Origin of the sequence: Streptomyces sp. NBC_01485, assembly GCF_036227125.1 — a bacterium.
GTDB lineage: Bacteria > Actinomycetota > Actinomycetes > Streptomycetales > Streptomycetaceae > Streptomyces.
Map to the genome: position 1 here is coordinate 7,940,372 of NZ_CP109435.1, position 20,311 is coordinate 7,960,682.

Annotated in this window: 15 protein-coding genes, 1 tRNA gene and 1 pseudogene; 11 read left to right on the forward strand and 6 right to left on the reverse strand. The window is 69.0% G+C overall.

The annotated features are described in order from the left end of the window. Window positions 1–2 precede the first annotated feature (2 nt). The 3 genes from eboE to OG352_RS34985 all read left to right on the forward strand — a co-directional run bounded on the left by eboE (window position 3) and on the right by OG352_RS34985 (window position 3,669). Window positions 3–1,172, forward strand: coding sequence for a metabolite traffic protein EboE (gene eboE / locus OG352_RS34975; RefSeq protein ID WP_329222451.1), 1,170 nt, complete (start codon window positions 3–5; stop codon window positions 1,170–1,172). Next, window positions 1,169–2,551, forward strand: a complete 1,383-nt coding sequence (locus OG352_RS34980; RefSeq protein ID WP_329222452.1) for a nucleotide pyrophosphatase/phosphodiesterase family protein — start codon at window positions 1,169–1,171, stop codon at window positions 2,549–2,551. Before eboE ends, OG352_RS34980 begins: the two co-directional genes overlap by 4 nt. 71 nt (window positions 2,552–2,622) lie before the next feature. Beyond that, entirely contained in the window at window positions 2,623–3,669 is a 1,047-nt protein-coding gene (locus OG352_RS34985; protein WP_329222453.1) for a sugar phosphate isomerase/epimerase family protein, read from the forward strand. 111 nt (window positions 3,670–3,780) lie between these two features. Here the strand turns inward: OG352_RS34985 and OG352_RS34990 are convergent, their stop codons facing one another. From OG352_RS34990 to OG352_RS35010, 5 genes are all read right to left on the reverse strand, one after another. Then, the gene (locus OG352_RS34990; protein WP_329222455.1) at window positions 3,781–5,196 is read right to left on the reverse strand and encodes an OFA family MFS transporter; all 1,416 of its coding nucleotides are present in this window, start codon (window positions 5,194–5,196) and stop codon (window positions 3,781–3,783) included. Between the two features lies 1 nt (window position 5,197). Next, on the reverse strand, window positions 5,198–6,589 hold the full coding sequence (locus tag OG352_RS34995) for an OFA family MFS transporter (protein ID WP_329222456.1): 1,392 nt from the start codon (window positions 6,587–6,589) through the stop codon (window positions 5,198–5,200). Window positions 6,590–6,711: 122 nt separating this feature from the next. Beyond that, window positions 6,712–8,856: an acetate--CoA ligase family protein gene (locus OG352_RS35000; RefSeq protein WP_329224075.1), complete on the reverse strand. Its 2,145-nt coding sequence runs from the start codon at window positions 8,854–8,856 to the stop codon at window positions 6,712–6,714. 4 nt (window positions 8,857–8,860) lie between these two features. Next, the gene (frc, locus tag OG352_RS35005) at window positions 8,861–10,120 is read right to left on the reverse strand and encodes a formyl-CoA transferase (RefSeq protein ID WP_329224076.1); all 1,260 of its coding nucleotides are present in this window, start codon (window positions 10,118–10,120) and stop codon (window positions 8,861–8,863) included. Between the two features lie 19 nt (window positions 10,121–10,139). Then, on the reverse strand, window positions 10,140–11,837 hold the full coding sequence (locus OG352_RS35010) for a thiamine pyrophosphate-binding protein (protein WP_329222457.1): 1,698 nt from the start codon (window positions 11,835–11,837) through the stop codon (window positions 10,140–10,142). A gap of 189 nt (window positions 11,838–12,026) precedes the next feature. Between OG352_RS35010 and OG352_RS35015 the strand changes: the two are divergent. The 8 genes and pseudogenes from OG352_RS35015 to OG352_RS35050 all read left to right on the forward strand — a co-directional run. Continuing rightward, window positions 12,027–12,841: pseudogene (locus OG352_RS35015) on the forward strand (ATP-grasp domain-containing protein); the annotation flags it as partial. Next, window positions 12,815–14,071, forward strand: coding sequence for an aldehyde dehydrogenase family protein (locus OG352_RS35020; RefSeq protein WP_443072521.1), 1,257 nt, complete (start codon window positions 12,815–12,817; stop codon window positions 14,069–14,071). The pseudogene OG352_RS35015 and the gene OG352_RS35020, both read left to right, overlap by 27 nt. 194 nt (window positions 14,072–14,265) lie before the next feature. Then, a tRNA-Leu gene (locus OG352_RS35025) sits at window positions 14,266–14,350 on the forward strand. Window positions 14,351–14,821: 471 nt separating this feature from the next. Beyond that, complete coding sequence (locus tag OG352_RS35030) at window positions 14,822–15,991, forward strand: ATP-binding protein (protein WP_329224077.1); 1,170 nt, start codon at window positions 14,822–14,824, stop codon at window positions 15,989–15,991. Beyond that, window positions 15,988–16,389 carry a roadblock/LC7 domain-containing protein gene (locus OG352_RS35035; RefSeq protein ID WP_329222459.1) on the forward strand — a complete coding sequence of 134 codons (402 nt, stop codon included), beginning with the start codon at window positions 15,988–15,990 and terminating at the stop codon, window positions 16,387–16,389. Before OG352_RS35030 ends, OG352_RS35035 begins: the two co-directional genes overlap by 4 nt. Further along, window positions 16,386–16,763, forward strand: coding sequence for a DUF742 domain-containing protein (locus tag OG352_RS35040; protein ID WP_329222460.1), 378 nt, complete (start codon window positions 16,386–16,388; stop codon window positions 16,761–16,763). Before OG352_RS35035 ends, OG352_RS35040 begins: the two co-directional genes overlap by 4 nt. Then, complete coding sequence (locus OG352_RS35045; protein ID WP_329222461.1) at window positions 16,738–17,331, forward strand: GTP-binding protein; 594 nt, start codon at window positions 16,738–16,740, stop codon at window positions 17,329–17,331. The genes OG352_RS35040 and OG352_RS35045 overlap by 26 nt, the downstream gene beginning before the upstream one ends. Window positions 17,332–17,339: 8 nt before the next feature. Continuing rightward, complete coding sequence (locus OG352_RS35050) at window positions 17,340–18,689, forward strand: cytochrome P450 (protein WP_329222463.1); 1,350 nt, start codon at window positions 17,340–17,342, stop codon at window positions 18,687–18,689. A gap of 172 nt (window positions 18,690–18,861) precedes the next feature. Here the strand turns inward: OG352_RS35050 and OG352_RS35055 are convergent, their stop codons facing one another. Next, complete coding sequence (locus OG352_RS35055; protein ID WP_329222465.1) at window positions 18,862–20,148, reverse strand: flavin-containing monooxygenase; 1,287 nt, start codon at window positions 20,146–20,148, stop codon at window positions 18,862–18,864. Window positions 20,149–20,311: the final 163 nt, after the last annotated feature.

Consider the following 20,311-nt stretch of genomic DNA (forward strand, 5'->3'; position numbering starts at 1 on the left):
CGATGCGCTTCCGCCACCCCGACGGCACCACCGTCCACCTCGCGTACTGCACCAACGTGCACCCCGCCGAGACCCTCGACGGCGTCCTCGCGCAACTCCGGGACCACTGCGAACCCGTCCGCCGCCGCCTCGGCCGCGACCGGCTCGGCATCGGCCTGTGGCTCGCCAAGGACGCCGCCCGCGCCCTCGACGCCGATCCGTCCGCCCTGCGCGGCCTGCGAACCGCACTCGACCGGCGCGGCCTCGAGGTCGTCACCCTCAACGGCTTCCCCTACGAGGGATTCGGCGCCGAAGAGGTCAAGTACCGCGTGTACAAGCCCGATTGGGCCGACCCCGAACGCCTCGACCACACCACCGCACTGGCCCGTGTCCTCGCCGGACTGCTCCCCGACGACGTCACCGAGGGCACCATCTCCACCCTCCCTCTCGGCTGGCGCACTGCCTGGAACGCCGAGCGCGCCGAGACGGCCCGCGCCGCCCTGCGTACCCTGGCCGACCGCCTGGACGCGCTGGCGGACCTGACCGGCCGCTCCGTCCGCGTCGGCCTGGAACCGGAGCCCGGCTGCATCGTCGAGACCACCACCGACGCCCTCGCCCCGCTCACGGCCGTCGGCCATCCCCGTATCGGCGTCTGTGTCGACACCTGCCATCTCGCCACCTCCTTCGAAGACCCGCACATCGCCCTGGACGCGCTCGCCGCAGCCCGCGTCCCCGTCGTCAAATCCCAGCTGTCAGCCGCCCTGCACGCCGAACACCCCCATCTCGCAGCCGTTCGCGAAGTCCTCGCCGCGTTCGACGAACCCCGCTTCCTGCACCAGACCCGCACCGTCACCGCCAGCGGTCTGCATGGCACCGACGACCTCGGCGAGGCCCTCGCCGGCACCGCCCTGCCCGCCGACCGGCCCTGGCGCGCCCACTTCCACGTCCCGCTGCACGCGGCCCCCACCGCGCCGCTCACCTCCACACTCCCCGTACTCAAAGCCGCACTGACGCGGCTCGTCGGCGGCCCGCACCCGCTCACCCGCCACCTCGAGGTCGAGACCTACACCTGGCAGGCACTCCCGCCCGAGCTGCGGCCCCGCGCCCGAGCGCAGCTCGCCGACGGCATCGCCGCCGAACTCGCCCTGGCCCGGGACCTGTTGACGGACCTCGGGCTCAAGGAGCTGCCGTGACCGACGGTCCTGTCCCCCTTCTCGTCCTCGACGTCGTCGGTCTCACCCCCCGTCTCCTCGACCACATGCCCCACCTCAAGGCCCTCGCCCAGGCCGGTTCCCGCGCGCCGCTCGGGACCGTCCTGCCGGCCGTCACCTGTGTCGCGCAGTCCACCTTCCTCACCGGCACGCTCCCGGCCGAGCACGGCATCGTCGGCAACGGCTGGTACTTCCGCGAGCTCGGTGACGTCCTGCTGTGGCGGCAGCACAGCGGTCTCGTCGCCGGAGACAAGCTGTGGGACGCCGCCCGCCGGGCGCACCCCGGCTACACGGTCGCCAATATCTGCTGGTGGTACGCCATGGGCGCCGACACCGACTTCACCGTCACCCCCCGTCCGGTCTACTACTCCGACGGCCGCAAGGAGCCCGACTGCTACACCCGGCCCCCGGCCCTGCACGACGAACTCACCGAGAAACTCGGCACCTTCCCCCTCTTCCACTTCTGGGGACCGGGCGCGGACCTGGTCTCCAGCCGCTGGATCATCGACGCGACCCGCCACATCCTGCGCACCCGCCGACCCGACCTGACCCTGTGCTACCTCCCTCACCTCGACTACGACCTCCAGCGCTTCGGCCCCGACGGCCAGCGCTCCCTGCAGGCGGCCGCCGACCTGGACGCGGCCATGGCCCCGCTGCTGGCCGACGCACGCGCGCAGGGCCGTACCGTCGTCGCACTGTCCGAGTACGGCATCACCCGGGTGAGCCGGCCCGTCGACATCAACCGCGCCCTGCGCCGCGCAGGCCTGCTCGAGGTGCATACCCAGGACGACATGGAGTACCTCGACCCGATGGCGTCCCGTGCCTTCGCGGTCGCGGACCATCAGCTCGCCCACGTGTATGTGCGCCGCCCCGAGGACCTGGAGGTCACCCGGTCCGCGCTCGCCGGACTCCCCGGCGTAGAGCAACTCCTCGACGACGAGGGCAAGAAGGCGCACCATCTCGACCATCCGCGCTCCGGCGATCTCGCCGCCGTGGCGGAGCCGGACGCCTGGTTCACGTACTACTACTGGCTCGACGACGCCCGCGCGCCCGACTTCGCACGGCTCGTCGAGATCCACCGCAAACCCGGCTACGACCCGGTCGAGCTGTTCATGGATCCGCTCGACCCGTATGTGAAGGTCAAGGCGGCCACCGCCCTGGCCCGCAAGAAGCTCGGCATGCGCTACCGCATGGCGGTCGTGCCCCTCGATCCGTCACCTATTCGCGGCAGCCACGGCCGCCTTCCGGCGAGCGACGACGACGGTCCGCTCCTCATCTGCTCCACCCCCCGTTCGCTCGGCGACCGCGTCGCGGCCACCGACGTGAAAGCACTGCTGCTCCAACTGGCCGGTCTGTGCTGACTGGTTGCCGACTGGTCACAAGTGAAGCACTCACCACTGACAACGCCCTCCGATTCCGAGGAGTTCCAGACATGAGCCGCATTTTCGACACCGACCCCGAACTCACCCACCGCCTGACCAGACGAGGCATGCTCGGCGTCGCCGCGGGAGCCACCGCGGCCGCGCTGCTGGGAGCCGCCGCGACCCCCGCCACGGCAGCGCCCGCAACCGCCACCGGACCCTCGGCCACCGGCCGCGGCCGTCCCGTCCTGCCTCCCGGCCGGCTCGGCATCCAGCTCTACAGCCTGCGGGACAAGGTCTCCACGCTGGGCTTCGCCGCCGTCTTCGCCGAGTTGGAGAGGTACGGGTACGACGAGGTCGAGTTCGCCGGCTACACCCAGGGCTCCGCAGGCCCCATCACCCTCGCCCAGCTCAAGCGGCTCGCCCGCAACCACGGCCTGACACCGATCGGCAGCCACGTCGGCCACTACTCAGACGACCCGAACGCGTACACCTTCGCCCAGGACCTCACCAAGGTCCTCGACGACGCCCAGGCCCTCGGCCTCAAGCACATCGGCACCGCCTCCGGCCCGTTCCGCTACGGCTCCACCGTCGACGCCTGGAAACGCGCGGCCGAGGAGTTCAACACGTACGGAGCGGCGGCCAGGGCCCGCGGCATGAAGTTCTACCAGCACAACCACTCCGACGAGTTCGGCTTCGCGACCGACAACCCCAAGGTCCGCCTCTACGACGTGCTGCTCGCCGAGACCGACCCCGACCTGGTCTTCCTGGAGATGGACATCTTCTGGGCGTACGCGGGCCAGTTCCGCTTCTCGACGCGGACCGACGGTACGCCCGCGCCCTTCGAGCCGCTGGACTACGTACTCAGGCAGCCGCACCGCTACCCGCTCTTCCACGTGAAGGACGGCATCAGCGACCCCGCCGACCAGTTCGGGTACCGGATGGTCGACGTCGGTGACGGCGACATCGACTACCAGCGGTTCATCTCCGCCGTCACCCGGCTGCGCGGCGAGCGCATGGCCCACCACTGGCAGGCCGAACACGACAACCCGGTCGAGTCGTTCTCCTTCGCCCGGAAGTCGAGCGCGCACCTGCACTCGCTGCGCGAGAAGTGCTGAGCACCGGACGCCGGATAGACCGGATACACCGGATGCGCTGAGCGAGCGCACGCGCGCGTGGAGGCCCACCCCCTACTTCCCTGGGGTCGGCCTCCACGCGCGCGTGCGTCGTCAGCCCGCGGGCCGGGGCTGGGGCAGTGGCTGCGTGGTCGAGGTGATCTCCCCGCTGCTCCGCCCGGGCTGCCGCAGCAGCAGTGCGATGCCCGCCGCCGCCATCGAGACGCCGCCCGCCAGCGCGTACGCGCCGTTGTACCCCCAGGCCCCGACGACCATGGAGCCCAGTCCGCCGCCGAACAGACCGCTGACCAGCTTGCCGCTGTACGCCAGCCCGTAGTTGGTGGCGTTGTAGTTCTCGCCGAAGTAGTCCGGGGTCAGGGCCGCGAACAGCGGGTAGAACGCGCCGCCGCCGAAGCCGGACAGGAAGGCGAAGAACAGGAACAGCCATTCGCTCCTGACGTCACCGGCCCAGATCACGCCGAACTGCGCGAGCCCCAGGACGACGATGACGAACACGAGCGTGGGCTTGCGGCCCCACCGGTCGGACAGCCAGCCCACGACCCCGCGGCCGACGCCGTTGACGACCGCCATGACGCCCATCGACGAGGCCGCGACCAGCGGGCCGAAGCCGACCTCCTTGGCGAAGTCCACCTGGAAGGAGATCCCGAAGATCGACACACCGGCCGTCATCACGATGGAGAGCCACATCAGGGGCAGCATGCCGGTCCTGATGGCCTCCTTCGGCGTGTACTGCCGTACCGCCGGAGGGTTCTTGGCCAGCGCCGCCGCGTTCTTGCGGTCGCCGGCGAACGTCAACGGGTCGAGGTCGGCGGGCCACCAGTTCTTCGGTGGATCCTTGAAGAAGAACGCGCACCCGAACACCACGACCATGATGTAGCAGCCGATGAGGTCGAGGACGCGGTGGTAGTTCGCGGTGTCGAAGCCGTAGTTGAAGATGAAGATGAACGGCAGCGACCCGTACGCGAACCCGCCGTTGACGAAACCGGTCCGGGCGCCGCGCCGCTCCGGGAACCACTTGCCGACCATGTTGATGCAGGTCGCGTAGACCAGACCGGCCCCGATCCCGCCGACCACCCCGAACCCCAGGATCGCCGCCAGGACGTCGTCCAGGTGCGACAGGGCGAGGAAACCGATCAGGCACATGCCGGAGCCCGCGTACATGGCCCTACGGGCCGTCAGGACGCCCTTCTCGCGCAGCCAGCCCGCTGGGAAGGCGATACCGGCCTGGAAGAACACCCAGACGCTGAGGATCCAGAAGGTGTTGCTCTGCGTCCAGCCGTGCGCGTGGGACAGGGTGTCCTCCGCCGAGCCGTACGCGTACTCGAAGACGCTGATCGCCATCATCGCGATCCACGGCAGGTAGATCATGAGCCTGCGGGAGTGGCCCAGGATGTCGCGGTCGGTCTCGCCGACGCGGTAGACGCGGCCGCGGGTGTCGGTCACCTCCCGGTAGGGACGGTGTGCGGCGCCGGTCGAAGAGCTGTTCGTTGCGAGGGGATCTGCCGTCATGTCAGGCCATTTCCTCACCGAGCGGATGCGGGTTGGGGACGATGCGACGACGGGTCTTCGGCCTCCCGGGCGCCTTCAGGAAGAGCGCCAGCACTGCGGACGCCAGACCGATCGAGCCGGCCAGGACGAACGCCCCCTCGTAGTCCCACGCGCCGACCACGATCGAGCCGACGCCGGAGCCCACGAGGCCCGAGACGAGCTTGGAGCTGTAGACCATGCCGTAGTTGCTGGCGTTGTTGTTCTCGCCGAAGTAGTCCGCCGTCATCGCTGCGAACAGCGGGAAGATCGCGCCGCCGCCGAAGCCGGAGACCATGGAGCAGAACAGGAAGAACGGCATGCTGCCCATCTGGCCGGAGACGAGCACACCGAACTGGGCCGTGCCGAGCACCAGGCAGACGATGATCAGGGTGTGGCGGCGGCCGGAACGGTCGGAGATCCAGCCGATGATCCCGCGCCCGGTGCCGTTGACGATCGCCTTCAGGGACATCGCCGTGGCCACGATCCCGCCCGCGAAGCCCATGTCCTTGCCGAACGGCACCTGGAAGGCGATGCCGAAGATGTTGATCCCGGCCGTGCACAGCAGACAGAACCACATCATCCACAGGACGGGGGTCCGGGCGGCCTCCTTAGGGGTGTACTGCTTCACCGCCGGCGGGTTCTTCTCCAGCGCCCGGCGGATCTTCGGGTCGTCGGTGAGCCTGAGCGGATCGACGTGCGCCGGCCACCAGTTCTTCGGCGGGTCCCGGAAGAACCACCCCGCGAACGCCACGACGGCGCAGCAGACGAGGCCCACCGTCACCAGCACGCCCCTGTAGTTGCCCAGGTCCATGTACGACGTGAACAGGAACACGAAGGGCACCGAGCCGTAGGCGAAACCGCCGTTGACCATGCCGGTCTTGCCGCCCTTGCGCTCCGGATACCACTTGCCGACCATGTTCACGCAGGTCGCGTAGACGAGGCCGGCGCCGATGCCGCTGCACATGCCGAAGCCGAGATAGGCGACGGTGACGTGCGGCGCGTACGCGAGCGACACATAGCCGAGGACCGTGCCCAGTGCGCCCAGCATCATCGCGTACCGCGCGGGCAGCCGGCCGCTCTCCCGCAGCCGCCCGGCCGGGAAGGCCACGGCCGCCTGGAAGAACACCCAGACGCCCATCAGCCAGAAGATGTGCCCACTGCTCCACAAGTGGGCGTCGTGCAGTGTGTCCTCGGCCGACGTGAACGCGTACTCCGAGGAGCTGATGCCCAGCATGCCCAGCCAGGGGAAGAGCACCATGGTCCAGCGGGGCCGCCCCATGATGTCCCGGTCGCTCTCGCCGATCCGGTACACGCGGCCGTTGCGGTCCGTCACCTCCCTGTAGGGAGGCGACATCGAATAGTCGGTGGTCGTCATGTCGCTCAGCACCCCTTGCGTCGAAAGCTCTGGCCAGCGCCCCCTGTCCAATGCCTTTCGTGCGCGCACGGGTCCCGGGGCCGGCCGACGCGCACCGTCGGCCGGCCCCGTGCCGGGTCACCTCATGAACCGCCCCCCAACAACCCCGCCGCACGCGCCCACCGGTACTTGGCGCCGAGCACGGCCACCGGCTGCTCCGTCGTGTACGGGTACGCCACAACACCCCGCTCGTAGAGGTACTGGCAGGCCTCCTCGACTTCCACGTCACCCGCGAGCGACGCCACGACGGGCTTCTCTATGCCGCGTTCGCGGAATTCGGCCACCACGCGCGCGGTGAGCTCCGCGAAGACCATCGGAGGAGTGACGATGGTGTGCCAGTAGCCGAGCACCAGCGCGTGGATCCGCGGATCCTCCAGCCCCAGCCGGATCGTCGCCTCGTACGTCGACGGCGGCTCGCCCCCGGTGATGTCGACCGGGTTGCCCGCGGCCCCGAAAGGCGGGATGAACTCCCGGAACGCCGCGTCCAGATCCGGCGGGATCTCCATCAGGGTGAGGCCGTTGTCGGTCACCGCGTCCGACAGCAGCACCCCGCTGCCGCCCGCGCCCGTGATGATCACGATGTTGTCCCCCTGAGGGGTGGGAAGCACCGGCAACGCGCGCGCGTACTCCAGCATGTCGTTCAGCCCGGGTGCCCTGATGACGCCCGCCTGCCGCAGGATGTCGTCGTAGACGGCGTCGTCGCCCGCCAGCGCCCCGGTGTGCGAGCCGGCCGCCTTCGCACCCGCCGCCGTACGGCCTGCTTTGAGGACGACGACCGGCTTCTTCGGCACGGTCGCCCGCGCGGCCTCGACGAAGGCGCGGCCGTCCTTGAGGTCCTCCAGGTGCATCGCGATGCAGTCGGTGTGCGGGTCCTCGCCGAACCAGGTCAGCAGGTCGTCCTCGTCCAGGTCCGACTTGTTGCCGAGCCCCACGATCGCCGACACGCCCGTCTTCGTGGTGCGCGCGAAACCCAGGATGGCCATCCCGATGCCACCGGACTGCGAGGTCAGCGCCACCCCGCCCCTGACGTCGTACGGCGTGCAGAACGTGGCGCACAGGTCCTGCCAGGTCGAGTAGTAGCCGTAGATGTTCGGCCCCAGCAGCCGCACGCCGTAGCGCTCGCCGATGGCCACGATCTCGTCCTGGAGCGCGTGCTCGCCGGTCTCCGCGAACCCGGAGGGGATCAGCACGGCGTTCGGGATCCCCTTGCGTCCCACCTCCTCCAGGGCCGCGGCCACGAACTTGGCGGGGATCGCGAAGACCGCCACATCCACCTCACCGGGAACGTCGGTGACACTCTTGTACGCCTTGCGGCCCAAGATGTCATCGGCGCGGGGATTCACCGGATGAATGTCCCCGGCGAAACCGCCGTCCACGAGGTTGCGCATCACCGAGTTGCCGATCTTGCCCTGTTCGTTGGAGGCGCCGATCACCGCGACGGAGTTCGGCTCCATCAGGCGGCGCATCGAGGTGAGGATCTCCGCGCGCGTGTAGCGTCGGCGCTCCTTGACCGGTGCGTCGGACAGAATCACGCGAATGTCCGCGGCGACCGCGCCCTCCGGCGTCGCGATCACCGGGTTGAGGTCCACCTCGGCGATCTCGGGGAAGTCCGCGACCAGTTGGGACACCCGGCGGATCTGCTCGGCGACCGCCCACCGGTCCACGCCGGCCTGTCCGCGCACCCCGCGCAGGATCTCCGCCGACCGGATCGAGTCCAGCATGGACAGCGCCTCGTCGGCGTCCACGGGCGCCAGCCGGAACGTGACGTCCTTGAGCACCTCGACGAGCACCCCGCCGAGCCCGAACGCCACGACCTTGCCGAACGTCGGATCGGTGACCGCACCGACGATGACCTCCTGGCCCTGCGGCAGCAGCTCCTGGATCTGCACGCCCTCGATACGGGCGGCGGCGTCGTACGCGCGCGCGTTCTCGACGATCCGGTGGAACGCCGCCCGCACGTCCGACGCGCCCTCCACCCCGACGACGACCCCGCCCGCGTCGGTCTTGTGCAGGATGTCCGGCGAGACGATCTTCATCACCACGGGGCCGCCGAAGCGCGCCGCGTACGCGACGGCCTCCTCGACGTCCGTGGCCAGCTCCTCGCCCGGTACGGCGATCCCGTACGCGTCGGCGATCACCTTTCCCTCGGGCGCGGTGAGCGCGGTCCGCCCCTCGGCGCGCACCGCGTCGATCAGCGACCGCACCCTGAGCATCCGGTCCTCGGCCATCACGTCAGATCACCCCGTTCGACTTGAGCAGGCGCAGCTCCTCGTCCCCGAGGCCGAGTTCGCCGACGTACACCTCTTCGTTGTGCTCGCCGAGCAGCGGTGAGCCGGTCACCTCGACGGGGGAGTCGGAGAGCTTGAGCGGGCTGCCCACGGTCACGAACTCGCCGCGCTGCGCGTGCGGTACGCGGACCACCATCTCGTTGGCGATCAGCGACTCGTCCTCGATGATCTCCTTGGTGGACAGGATCGGCCCGCACGGGATGTTGTGGGCGTTGAGCCGCTCCAGCACCTCCCACTTGGGCAGTGTCGAGGACCACTCCTCGATCAGCTGGAACATCTTGCTCAGCTTGGGCAGCCGGGCCCGGGGCGTCGCCCACTCGGGGTCGTCGGCCAGCTCGGGCCGGCCGATGAGCTCGCTGAGCGGCTGCCAGCCGACGGGCTGCACGATGACGTACACGTAGTCGTTCGGCCCGCCCGGCGCGCACTTGACCGCCCAGCCGGGCTGGCCGCCGCCGGACGCGTTTCCCGACCGGGGAACCTCTTCGCGGAAGTCGTCGTTGGGATATTCAGCGAGCGGCCCGTGTGCCAGGCGTTGCTGGTCCCGCAGTTTCACCCGGCACAGGTTGAGTACAGCGTGCTGCATGGCCACGTTGACCCGCTGCCCACGTCCGGTGTTCTCCCGCTGGTACAGCGCCGCGAGAATCCCCGCCACGGCGTGCACACCTGTCCCCGAGTCCCCGATCTGGGCCCCCGTCGCCAGCGGCGGCCCGTCCTCGAAACCGGTGGTCGACATCGACCCGCCCATGGCCTGCGCGACGACCTCGTACGCCTTGAAGTCGGTGTACGGGCCGTCCCCGAACCCCTTGATGGAGGCATAGACGATGCGCGGATTGATCTCCTGGATGCGGTCCCAGGTGAAGCCCATACGGTCGACCGCGCCCGGTCCGAAGTTCTCGACCATGACGTCGGAACGCCGGATCAGCTCGGTGAGGATCTCCTTGCCGCGTTCGGTCTTGGTGTTGAGGGTGATGCTCCGCTTGTTGCAGTTGAGCATCGTGAAGTAAAGGGAGTCGACGTCCGGGAGGTCGCGCAACTGCCCGCGCGTGATGTCACCGGACGGCGCCTCCAGCTTGACGACGTCCGCGCCGAGCCAGGCGAGCAACTGAGTGGCGGACGGGCCCGACTGGACGTGCGTCATGTCGAGGACGCGGATGCCTTCGAGAGCCTTGGTCGACGTTCCTGAGGTCGGGGTCATCGGGGTCATCGGGGTCATCGGGGGCACCTCACTTGTACATCGTCTGGTTCATCGTTCCGGGGGCGTACGCGTCCGGGTCGACCCAGACGTTGATCAGGGAGGGCTTCCCGGACTCACGGGCGCGTTGCAGCGCGGGGCGGATGTCGGCGGGGTCGCGCACCTCCTCGCCGTAACCGCCCAGCATCTGGGCGAACTTGTCGTAGTGGACGTCGCCGAGGGTGTTGCCGACCCGCGCGCGCTCCGGGCCGTACTTGGCGGCCTGGCCGTAACGGATCTGGTTCATGGAGGAGTTGTTGCCGACGATGCCGACGAACGGGAGGTCGTAGCGGACGAGCGTCTCGAAGTCCCAGCCGGTCAGGGAGAACGCCCCGTCGCCGAAGAGGGCGACGACCTCCTTGCCGGGCCGCGCCTGCTTGGCGGCCAGCACGAAGGGGATGCCGACGCCGAGTGTGCCCAGCGGGCCGGGGTCCATCCAGTGGCCGGGTGACTTGGGCTGCACGACCTGCCCGGAGAAGGTGACGATGTCGCCGCCGTCGCCGATGTAGATGGAGTCCTCGGTGAGGAAGTCGTTGATCTCGCTGACCAGGCGGTAGGGGTGGATGGGGGAGGCGTCCGAGCGCAACTGCGGCAGCCGCTTCTCGAGGGCGGTCTGCTCGGCGGCCCGCAACTCGTCCAGCCACTCCTTGCGCCTGGACGCACCCCCATGGCCGTATCCGTTGAAAGCGTGCCCGGAGGCCGCCTCGGTGACCGACTTCAGCACCAGCCCGGCGTCGCCCACGATCCCGAGGTCGATGTCGCGGTTCTTGCCGACGGTGCGGTAGTCGAGGTCGATCTGCACGACGGTCGCGTCCGGCGACAGCCGCTTGCCGTAACCCATTCGGAAGTCGAAGGGTGTGCCGACGATCACGATGACGTCGGCGTTGGAGAAGGCGTAGCGGCGGGAGAGCTGGAAGTGGTGCGGGTCGCCGGGCGGCAGGGTGCCGCGGCCGGCCCCGTTCATGTACGCGGGGATGTTGAGCGTGCGGACGAGGTCGACGGCCGCCTCGGTGCCCCGGGTCGTCCACACCTGGCTGCCCAGCAGGATGACCGGCTTCTCGGCGTGCACGAGCAGGTCGGCGAGCTTCTCGATCGCCTCGGGGTCACCGGCCGACCGGGTCGAGGCGCGGTAGGCGCCCTCCTTCGGCACCCGCGCCTTGGCCACCGGCACCTTGGCGTCGAGGACGTCGCGCGGGATCTCCAGGAAGGACGGGCCGGGCGCGCCGTGGTAGCACTCGCGGAACGCCATCGACACCATGTCCGCCGCGCGCGCCGTGTCCGGCACGGTCGCCGCGAACTTGGTGATCGGCGTCATCATGTCGACGTGCGGCAGGTCCTGCAGGGACCCCATCTTGTGCTGGGTGAGCGCCCCTTGGCCGCCGATCAGCAGCATCGGGGACTCCGCGCGGAAGGCGTTGGCGACACCGGTGACGGCGTCGGTGGTGCCGGGTCCCGCCGTGACGACCGCGCAGCCGGGCTTGCCGGTGATGCGCGCGTAGCCGTCGGCGGCGTGGGCGGCGACCTGTTCGTGGCGCACGTCGACGACTTCTATGCCCTCGTCGACGCAGCCGTCGTAGATGTCGATGATGTGGCCGCCGCACAAGGTGTAGATGCGGTCGACCCCCTCTGCCTTCAGCGCCTTGGCAACGAGATGACCACCGGAGATCACGTCCTGGGTGTCGTCGGGCATGGCGAAGTCCTGTCCCTTCGTAGGGAGATGGGATGCAGTCGTCCGTACATTGCATACAGTCGACGAATACTGTATGAAGCTTGTTATCCCGCATCCGGTGGGTGGTGTCCAGGGGGCGTGCGGCACTTTCGGTCATCGGAGTTCGGCCTCGCGATGACTTCGTCTTTGACTTCACAGACGGGAGCCGAGATGGACCTGTACGAACATCAGGCAAGGCAACTCTTCGAGGAACACGGCATCTTGGTACCGGGGGCCGAAGTGACCGACTCACCCAAGGGGGCGCGCGAGATCGCTCGCCGACTCGGCGGGCGAGTGGTGGTGAAGGCCCAGGTCAAGACGGGTGCCGGGGCAAGGCGGGCGGCGTCAAGCTCGCGGCCGATCCGGCCGCAGCCGAGCTGGCGGCTCGTCAGATGCTCGGTACGCGTATCAAGGGACACACGGTCGGCGCGGTGATGCTGGCCCAACCCGTCGCCATCGAGGCGGAGTTCTACGTCTCCTGCGTGCTGGACCGCGCGGCCGGCCGTTTCCTCGAGATCGCCTCCGCCGAGGGCGGTACGGAGATTGAGGAGGTCGCCGCCACCCGGCCGGAAGCGGTCGCCCGGATCCCGATCGATCCGGCGGAGGGCGTCACCTCGGCGAAGACCGCCGAGATCGCTGCGGCGGCCGGACTCCCGTCGCAGACCGTGGACGTCCTGGCCCGGCTGTGGCAGGTGCTGATCCGGGAGGACGCTCTCCTGGTCGAGGTCAACCCGCTCGTCCGCACCGGGCAGGGACAGATCCTCGCCCTCGACGGCAAGGTCACCCTCGACGACAACGCGTCCTTCCGGCAGGCCCGTTGGGGCACGGGCACGGGCACGGGCACGGACACGGTCGAGCGGGGCGGCGACGCGCTGGAGGCGGCGGCCGCGGCCAAGGGCCTCAACTACGTGAGACTGGACGGTGAGGTCGGCATCCCGCTGGAGGAACGCCGTGCCCGCATCGCGGCCACCCTCGACGCCCTCGCCGAGCACCGGGAACTCCTCGCCCTCCTCCTCGTATGGGAGATCGGCAAGCCCTGGCGGCTCGCGCAGGCCGACGTCGACCGGGCCGTCGACGGCGTGCGCTGGTACGTCGACGGCATCGAGCCGATGCTGACCGGACGGGCCCCGCTGGACGGCCCGGTGTCCAACATCGCGAGCTGGAACTACCCGATGAGCGTGCTCGTTCACGCATTGCTGGTACAGGCACTGGCAGGCAACGCGGTCATCGCCAAGACCCCGACCGACGGCGGTGTCGCCTGTCTGACCCTGGCCTGTGCGCTCGCCGCACGCGAGGGCGTTCCCGTCACCCTCGTCAGCGGCAGTGGGGGCGAGCTGTCCCAGGCGCTGGTGCGAGCGCCCGAGATCGGCTGCGTCTCCTTCGTCGGCGGCCGCGACACCGGCGCCGCGGTGGCCACGGCCGTCGCCGACCTCGGCAAACGACACGTAGTCGAACAGGAGGGACTCAACACCTGGGGCATCTGGAACCACTCGGACTGGGACGCCTTCGCCGCGGCGGTCCCGAAGCTCTTCGACTACGGCAAGCAACGCTGTACGGCGTATCCGCGATTCGTCGTCCAGCGCGCGCTGTTCGACGAGTTCCTCGCGGCGTACCTACCGGCGGTGCGCACGCTGAGGCTCGGACATCCGCTGGCCGTCGAGAAGCGCGACGATCCCCACCCGCGGCTGGACTTCGGGCCGGTGATCAACGCGGCCAAGGCCAAGGAACTCAGCGACCAGGTCGCCGAGGCCATCGACCGGGGCGCGGTCCCGCTGCACCGCGGCAGTCCGGACGACGCCCGCTTCCTGCCCGGCCAGGACACCGCGGCGTACGTCCAGCCCGTCACGCTGCTCGGGCCGCCGCCGTCCTCGCCGCTGCATCACGCGGAGCCGTTCGGCCCGGTCGACACCATCGTCCTGGTCGACGCGGAGGCGGAGTTGCTGGCCGCCATGAACGCGTCCAACGGCGCGCTCGTCGCCACCCTGTCCACGGACGACCGTGCCACCTACGACCGACTGGCCCCGCAGATCCGCGCGTTCAAGGTCGGCCACGGCACGCCCCGCTCCCGCGGCGACCGCGACGAGCTCTTCGGCGGCTTCGGCGCGTCCTGGCGGGGCGCGTTCGTCGGCGGGGAACTCCTGGTGCGCGCGGTGACACGAGGCCCGACGGGGGAACGCCTTCCCGGCAACTTCCCGGAGTACCAGCTGATGCCGTGACGGCGGCGCTGGAACGGCATCGGGCTCGCCGCCGCCGCTGAAGTGATCGAACGGTCACCTGGCGTGAAGAGCGCGCGGCGGCAGCCCTGTCACCTGCGCGGCCAGCGGATATGCAGGTGAAACGCACCCCGAAAGCTTGGTATTGTTGTCCATGTCGCCGCGGGGGAACACCTCCGCATGGCGGCAGACACCTTGTCCGGGTGGCGGAATGGCAGACGCGCTAGCTTGAGGTGCTAGTGCCCTTTATCGGGCGTGGGGGTTCAAGTCCCCCCTCGGACACTTTCACTCTCCGTATCGAGCGGATTCCGTTCGGTGATCACGGTGATTGCTTGTTACCCGCATTCGGCGTTCTGCCGGGTGCGGGTGTTGTTGTTTCCGTGGCCTTTGCCACCCGGATGTCGCGGAAGCCCGTTTATCGGTTGCCCTGTCACGCCGCCGGGCTGCTCTGTCGCCGGGGTCGCTCGCCGGCCGCTCACCGGTCCTTCACCACCCTCTCGCCAGCCCCTCACCGACCAGCCGAGCCGCGACTGACGGCTCGTCAATGTTCATCTCTGTCGGCATATTGGCGGTCTGTGGCTCGTTCCTGTGGTGATACGATCACGCTCGCTTGTAGAGCGGGCGGATGGGTGCAAGACGACATCTCCGACTACGGGGACAGTCCGGGCGGTCAACCCGGTGTGGGCGGTCCGCCGGTCCACCCGCATTGACGGGAATTCAGCAACTGGCCGTCAGTCGCCTGAAGAGAGTCTTATGACTGATTACATACAGAACCCGGTACTCTGGGCTCTCCTCGTGGCCGTACTCCTCGCAGTCGCCCTCATTGTTCGTCAGCGCAGGGCGGCGCGTTCCCTAAGGCAGGAGATCACGGGACTCAAGTCCCACTACTCCGCCTTGGAGAACGAGTACGCGCAATCCGTCGAGGCAGCTCAGGAAAGAGCCGAAGAGGCTACGAAAACGGTCCTCAAGTCCGCGATGCGGACCCTTCAGGGCCTTGCCGCGGAACAGCAGTTGATTGTTTCCCGGCTGCAGAACAAATATGGCGAGTCGGTCATCCTCCAGGACCTTCTGGAGATCGACCACACGAACTCACAGTTCGGCCGACGTGCCCAGTCCATCGCCGTGCTCTGCGACGGCTGGCTGGGGCGCGCACGTGATGTCGCGTCCGTGTACGACGTGGTGCGCAGCGCGCAGGGCAGGGTTCGCCATTACCGGCGGGTGGAGATTCTCTCGCAGGTCGACTTCGGCATCACGAGCCGTGCTGTCGAACCGGTCGCACTGGCCCTCGCCGAACTCCTCGACAACGCGACGAGCTATTCCAGCCCGGACACCGTTGTCGAAATCAACATTCGTACCGTGCCCAAGGGCATTTGCATCGTCGTCGACGACGCCGGTGTCGGTATGAACGACGAAGAGCGCACCCGGGCCGAGAAACTCCTCTCCAGCGATCGGGTCTCGGGTGTCTCCGCACTCGGCAACCCGCCGCAGTTCGGTTTCGCCGTGATCGGCGTGCTCAGTGAGCGCTTCGGTTTCGAGGTGTCCGTGGACTCCTCCTCCCCCTACGGAGGTGTCCGGGGTGTCGTCCTCCTGCCGCACGACCTGCTCACCAACGCGCCCGAGCAGAGGGAGCCGTCTCCGGTCGTTCCCACCGTCGCCGCCACGGGCCACAGTGGCCCCGACGCCGCGCTGACCGGCAACACCACCACCGCCGACGGCCTGCCGAAGCGGCGTCGCAAGCGGCCCATGGCCATCGTGCCGGGCAGTACGTCCGCCCCCGCTCACGCCCGCTCGGGCGCGGAGACGGCGGCGATCATGGGCGCCTTCCAGCGGGGCACCCAGTCGGGCCGGGCCACGCCTGCGGATTCCGCGGAAAAGTCGAGCAGTACACGTGGTGCAAGCAGCGAAGGGCATGAGGTCTCGTGAACGACGATCTGTCATGGATGCTTGACAGTGCCTTGGAGATTCCCGGGGCCCTGCACGCCGTCCTGATATCCGCCGACGGCCTGCTGATGGCCCGGACGCAGGACTTCGACAAGGACGACGCGGACCGCGTGGCCGCCGCGATGAGCGGGGTGCAGTCACTCAGCCGCTCGCTCGCGTTCTTCTGCGAGGACCCGCAGATGCGGTGGCGGCAGACACTGGTCGAGTTCGAGGGGGGCTGGGTCTTCCTGATCTCCGCCGGCGAGGGCGCCTACCTCGGCGTCTCCGCCTCGCCGGACGTCGACATGGCGGACATCACCTTCCGGATGCAGCAGCTCGTCGGCCAGCTCGGCAAGGCCCTGACGACCCCGCCGCGCGAGAACCTCGGCGTGCGGTCATGAACGGTTTCGATGGACTGGAGTCCCAGACGCCGGAGTTAGTGCGTCCGTACGTCATCACCAAGGGGCGCGGCCTGCCTGACGAGGGGCAGCTCTCCCTCATCACCCTGGTCACGGCGGCCGCCGATCACGGGCAGCGGCCGACCCGCCTGTCGCCAGAGGAACAGAACCTGTTGGACCTGTGCGCGGTCGGCTACCTCTCGGTCGCCGAGATCGCCGGGCACACCCAACTGCCCCTGGGCGTGGTGAAGATCCTCCTCGCCGCCCTCACCGAGAGCGGCCATCTCATCACCCGCCCACCCGTGCAGCGGGCACCGCTCGCCGACCGGGACATCCTGGAGGAGGTGCTGAATGGTCTCAGGGCCAAGTTTGGATGAGCAGGCCTACGTCCGCGAAGGGGCGACCCAGACTGCGGTGAAGATCCTCGTCGTGGGCCACTTCGCGGTCGGCAAGACCACGTTCATCGGGGCCATCTCCGAGATCGAGCCGCTGACCACCGAGGAGACGATGACGCGGGCCGCCGAGTCGGTCGACGACCTCAAGGGAGTCCAGGGCAAGACCACCACCACGGTCGCCATGGACTTCGGGCGGCTGACCATCAGCGACCGCGTCGTGCTGTACCTGTTCGGAACGCCGGGCCAGCAGCGCTTCGTGCAGATGTGGGAGGACATGGCGCGCGGCGCGCTCGGCGCGCTGGTGCTCGTCGACCCCGATCGACTCGCGGACTCCTTCGCCGTGATCGACCTCATCGAGCAGTACGGACTCGACTACGCCATCGCCGTCAACCACTTCGACGGCGTCCCCCTGCGGGACGAGATGGCTCTGCGCGACGCACTGGATCTGCTCGACGACACCCCCGTCGTCACCTGCGACGCGCGAGACGAGCGGTCGTCGGCCGACGCGCTGATCACTCTCGTCCGCCATCTGCAGGACCGTGCCCACTAGGAGCAGTAATGGACGCCCAACCCACCGCCCCCGTGCCCCCTCCGGGGTGCCCGGCGCACCAGCCCGGCGGCCGAGTGCCGCTCTACGGGCCGGAGTACGCGGCCGACCCGCAGGCCTACTACGCGTACCTGCGGCACTACGGTCCGACCGCGCCCGTGGAGATCGCTCCGGGAGTCGATGCCACCCTCGTCACCGACTACGCCACTGCCCTCCAACTCCTTCAGGACTCCGGCTCGTTCCGCAAGGACGCCCGCCGCTGGCGGGACTTCAACGAGGGCCGGATCCCCGCTGACAGCCCCGTCCTGCCCGTGCTCGCCTACCGGCACAACGCCATGTGTGCCGACGGCGCCGAACATCTGAGGCTGCGTCAGTCCATCGCGGACAGCATGATGCGCATCGATCCGATGCGGCTGAGCCGGAGCGTCGAGCGGATCTCCGACTTCCTCATCTCCCAGTTCGGCGAACGCGGTTCGGCCGACCTGATCGGCTCCTACGCCAAGCAGCTTCCGCTGTTCGTGTTCAACGAGCTCTTCGGCTGCACCGCCGACATCGGCGACCGCGTCTTCTTCGGCATCACCGGTATGTTCGACGGAGTCAACGCCGAAAAGGCCAGCGAGGTGCTGTTCCAGGCCGTCGGCGAGCTGATCGCCCTCAAGCGGCGCAAGCCCGGCGAGGACGTCACCTCCTGGCTGCTGAAGCATCACACCGGTCTGTCCGACGACGAGATGCTGCACCAGGTCTCTCTGCTGCTGGGCGCGGGAGCCGAGGCCCTGGTCAACCTCATCGGCAACACCCTGCACCGCCTGCTCACCGACCACCGGTACGCTCACGAGGGCGGGTTGATCGACGAGGCGATGGACGACACGTTGTGGGAGAGCCCGCCCATGACGAACTTCGCCGCCCACTACCCGGTGTCCGACATGGAGTTCGCCGGCCAGAAGCTCACCGCCGGCGACCTGATGCTGGTCAGCTTCGCCGCCGCCAACACCGGACCCGCGCTGTCGGCGGCCCGCAAGGCCGGCAGCAACCGGGCGCACCTCGCGTGGAGCGCAGGCCCGCACGCCTGCCCCTCGAAGGAACCCGCACGGCAGATCGCCGTTTCGGCCATCGAGAACCTCCTCAACCGGCTGCCTGACGTCGAACTCAGCGTGCCTGAGGAGAGTCTGACGTGGCGTCCGGGAGCCTTCAGCCGTGGCCTCGTCACGCTCCCCGCGCGGTTCACGCCGATCAAGCCGGTGAGTCGGCCGAGCCGGCAGAGCACCATCCCGGCACCGGCACCGGCACCCCAGAGTGCCGCAAAGCCCCGCCACGAACAGGCAGGAGGGTGGAGCAAGTTCCTCAACTGGCTGACCAAGTGACGCAGCCTCCACACAGCCGTTCCGCCAACGGCGTGTGACACCGCTCCCACCGCTCCCTCTTCGGTACAGCCAAGATCCCGACTTGGCAGGCAGGAAGGCAAGATGCCCGCCCCTCGGGGCGGGCATCTTCCTGTCGTGCGTCTCCTCGGAGGCGTACCGGGCCCGCCCGACCTCACTCCTCGCGCAACTCCTGTAGATACGGTGCCACGTTGACCTGGGTCGACGCGTCCTGCTGCGGCCCGTACTGGCCCGCGACGCCGCTCAGGTACGTGGCGATCTCCTTGTGCATGACCTCCGCCTCAGGCAGCACCGCAGCGCCGGTGACGAGCCGCGCGATCCACCGTGCCTGGGCCTCCACCAGCCGCGTGATCGAACCGACGGGGCGGATCAGACCGGTGAAGAACAGACCGGGACGATCCGGGGCGACGACCCGTTTGTACAGCTCGACCGAGCCCTGCGCGCCGACCGGGCAGCCGGGCTCCAGGAAGGGGAAGGCCATCTGGAAGCCGGTGCAGTACACGATCGCGTCGGCCCTGACCGACGTGCCGTCGGTGAAGGAGACCCGGTCGCCGTCGACGGCGTCGATCGCGGGCTTCGGCGTGACCGCGCCATGGCGGATACGGCTGAGGATCTCGTCGGAGATGGTGATGGCCGAGGCGAAGATCGGGTGGTCCGGCTCGGGCAGCCCGTAGTCGCGGAGCTTGCCGCGGGCGACCAGCAGGGTCTGTTCGATGAAACGCCGCTGTTCCTCAAGGGACATGCTGATCCACCACGGCGCGTCGGCGATCTCGTCCAGAGCCATGCCGAACAACTGCTTGGGCACGATGTGCAGTCCCCGGCGCACTGAGAGCACTGTCAGCTCGGCGTGCCGGGAGAGATCCGCGGCGATGTCCACCGCCGAGCTGCCGAGCCCCACGACGATGACGCGCTGTCCGGCGTGGTCGCTGCCGTCGCGATAGTCGAGAGAATGGCGAATCGTTCCGGTGAACGTTTCGGCGCCCTTCGGCGGATCGGGCATCGACGGCTCCGAGTTGTGCCCGGAGGCGACGATCACGTGCGTGAAGCCGCGGGACGAGATCGTACCGTCGGCGTCCCGGCTGACCACCGTCCAGCCACCGTCGGCCTCCTGCCGTACGGAGTCCACGGTCGTCCCCAGCTCGATGCGGTCCAGTACGCCCGCCCACTCGGCGAACGCGCGTAGATACGATGCTATTTGGCTGTGCCGGGGATAGAGCGGGTAGGAGGCGGGCATCGGGAAGTCCGAGTAACCCGTCAGCTGCTTGGCGGTGTTGAGGTGCAGCGACAGATAGCCCGGGCCGCGTTCGCCCGCCTGCGGACGACGCCAGAGCCCGCCGACGTCGCTCGCCTGCTCCAGGCAGACGAAGTCGACACCGGCGGTCTTCAGGGCGTGTGCCGTCGCCAGCCCCGACAGACCCGCACCGATCACACACAAGCGCACGGATTCCCCCACAAGTCAGACATCGTCCTCACCATTCTCTCGAACACCGGCGAATGAATGCCCGTCCAGCGCGCCACTCACTCTTGATCCGCCCGCGATAAGGATCACATCGGGATCCGAGGGTGAGCCGGGCAGCGGGGGATGGGCCGGGCGTGGGGGGAGG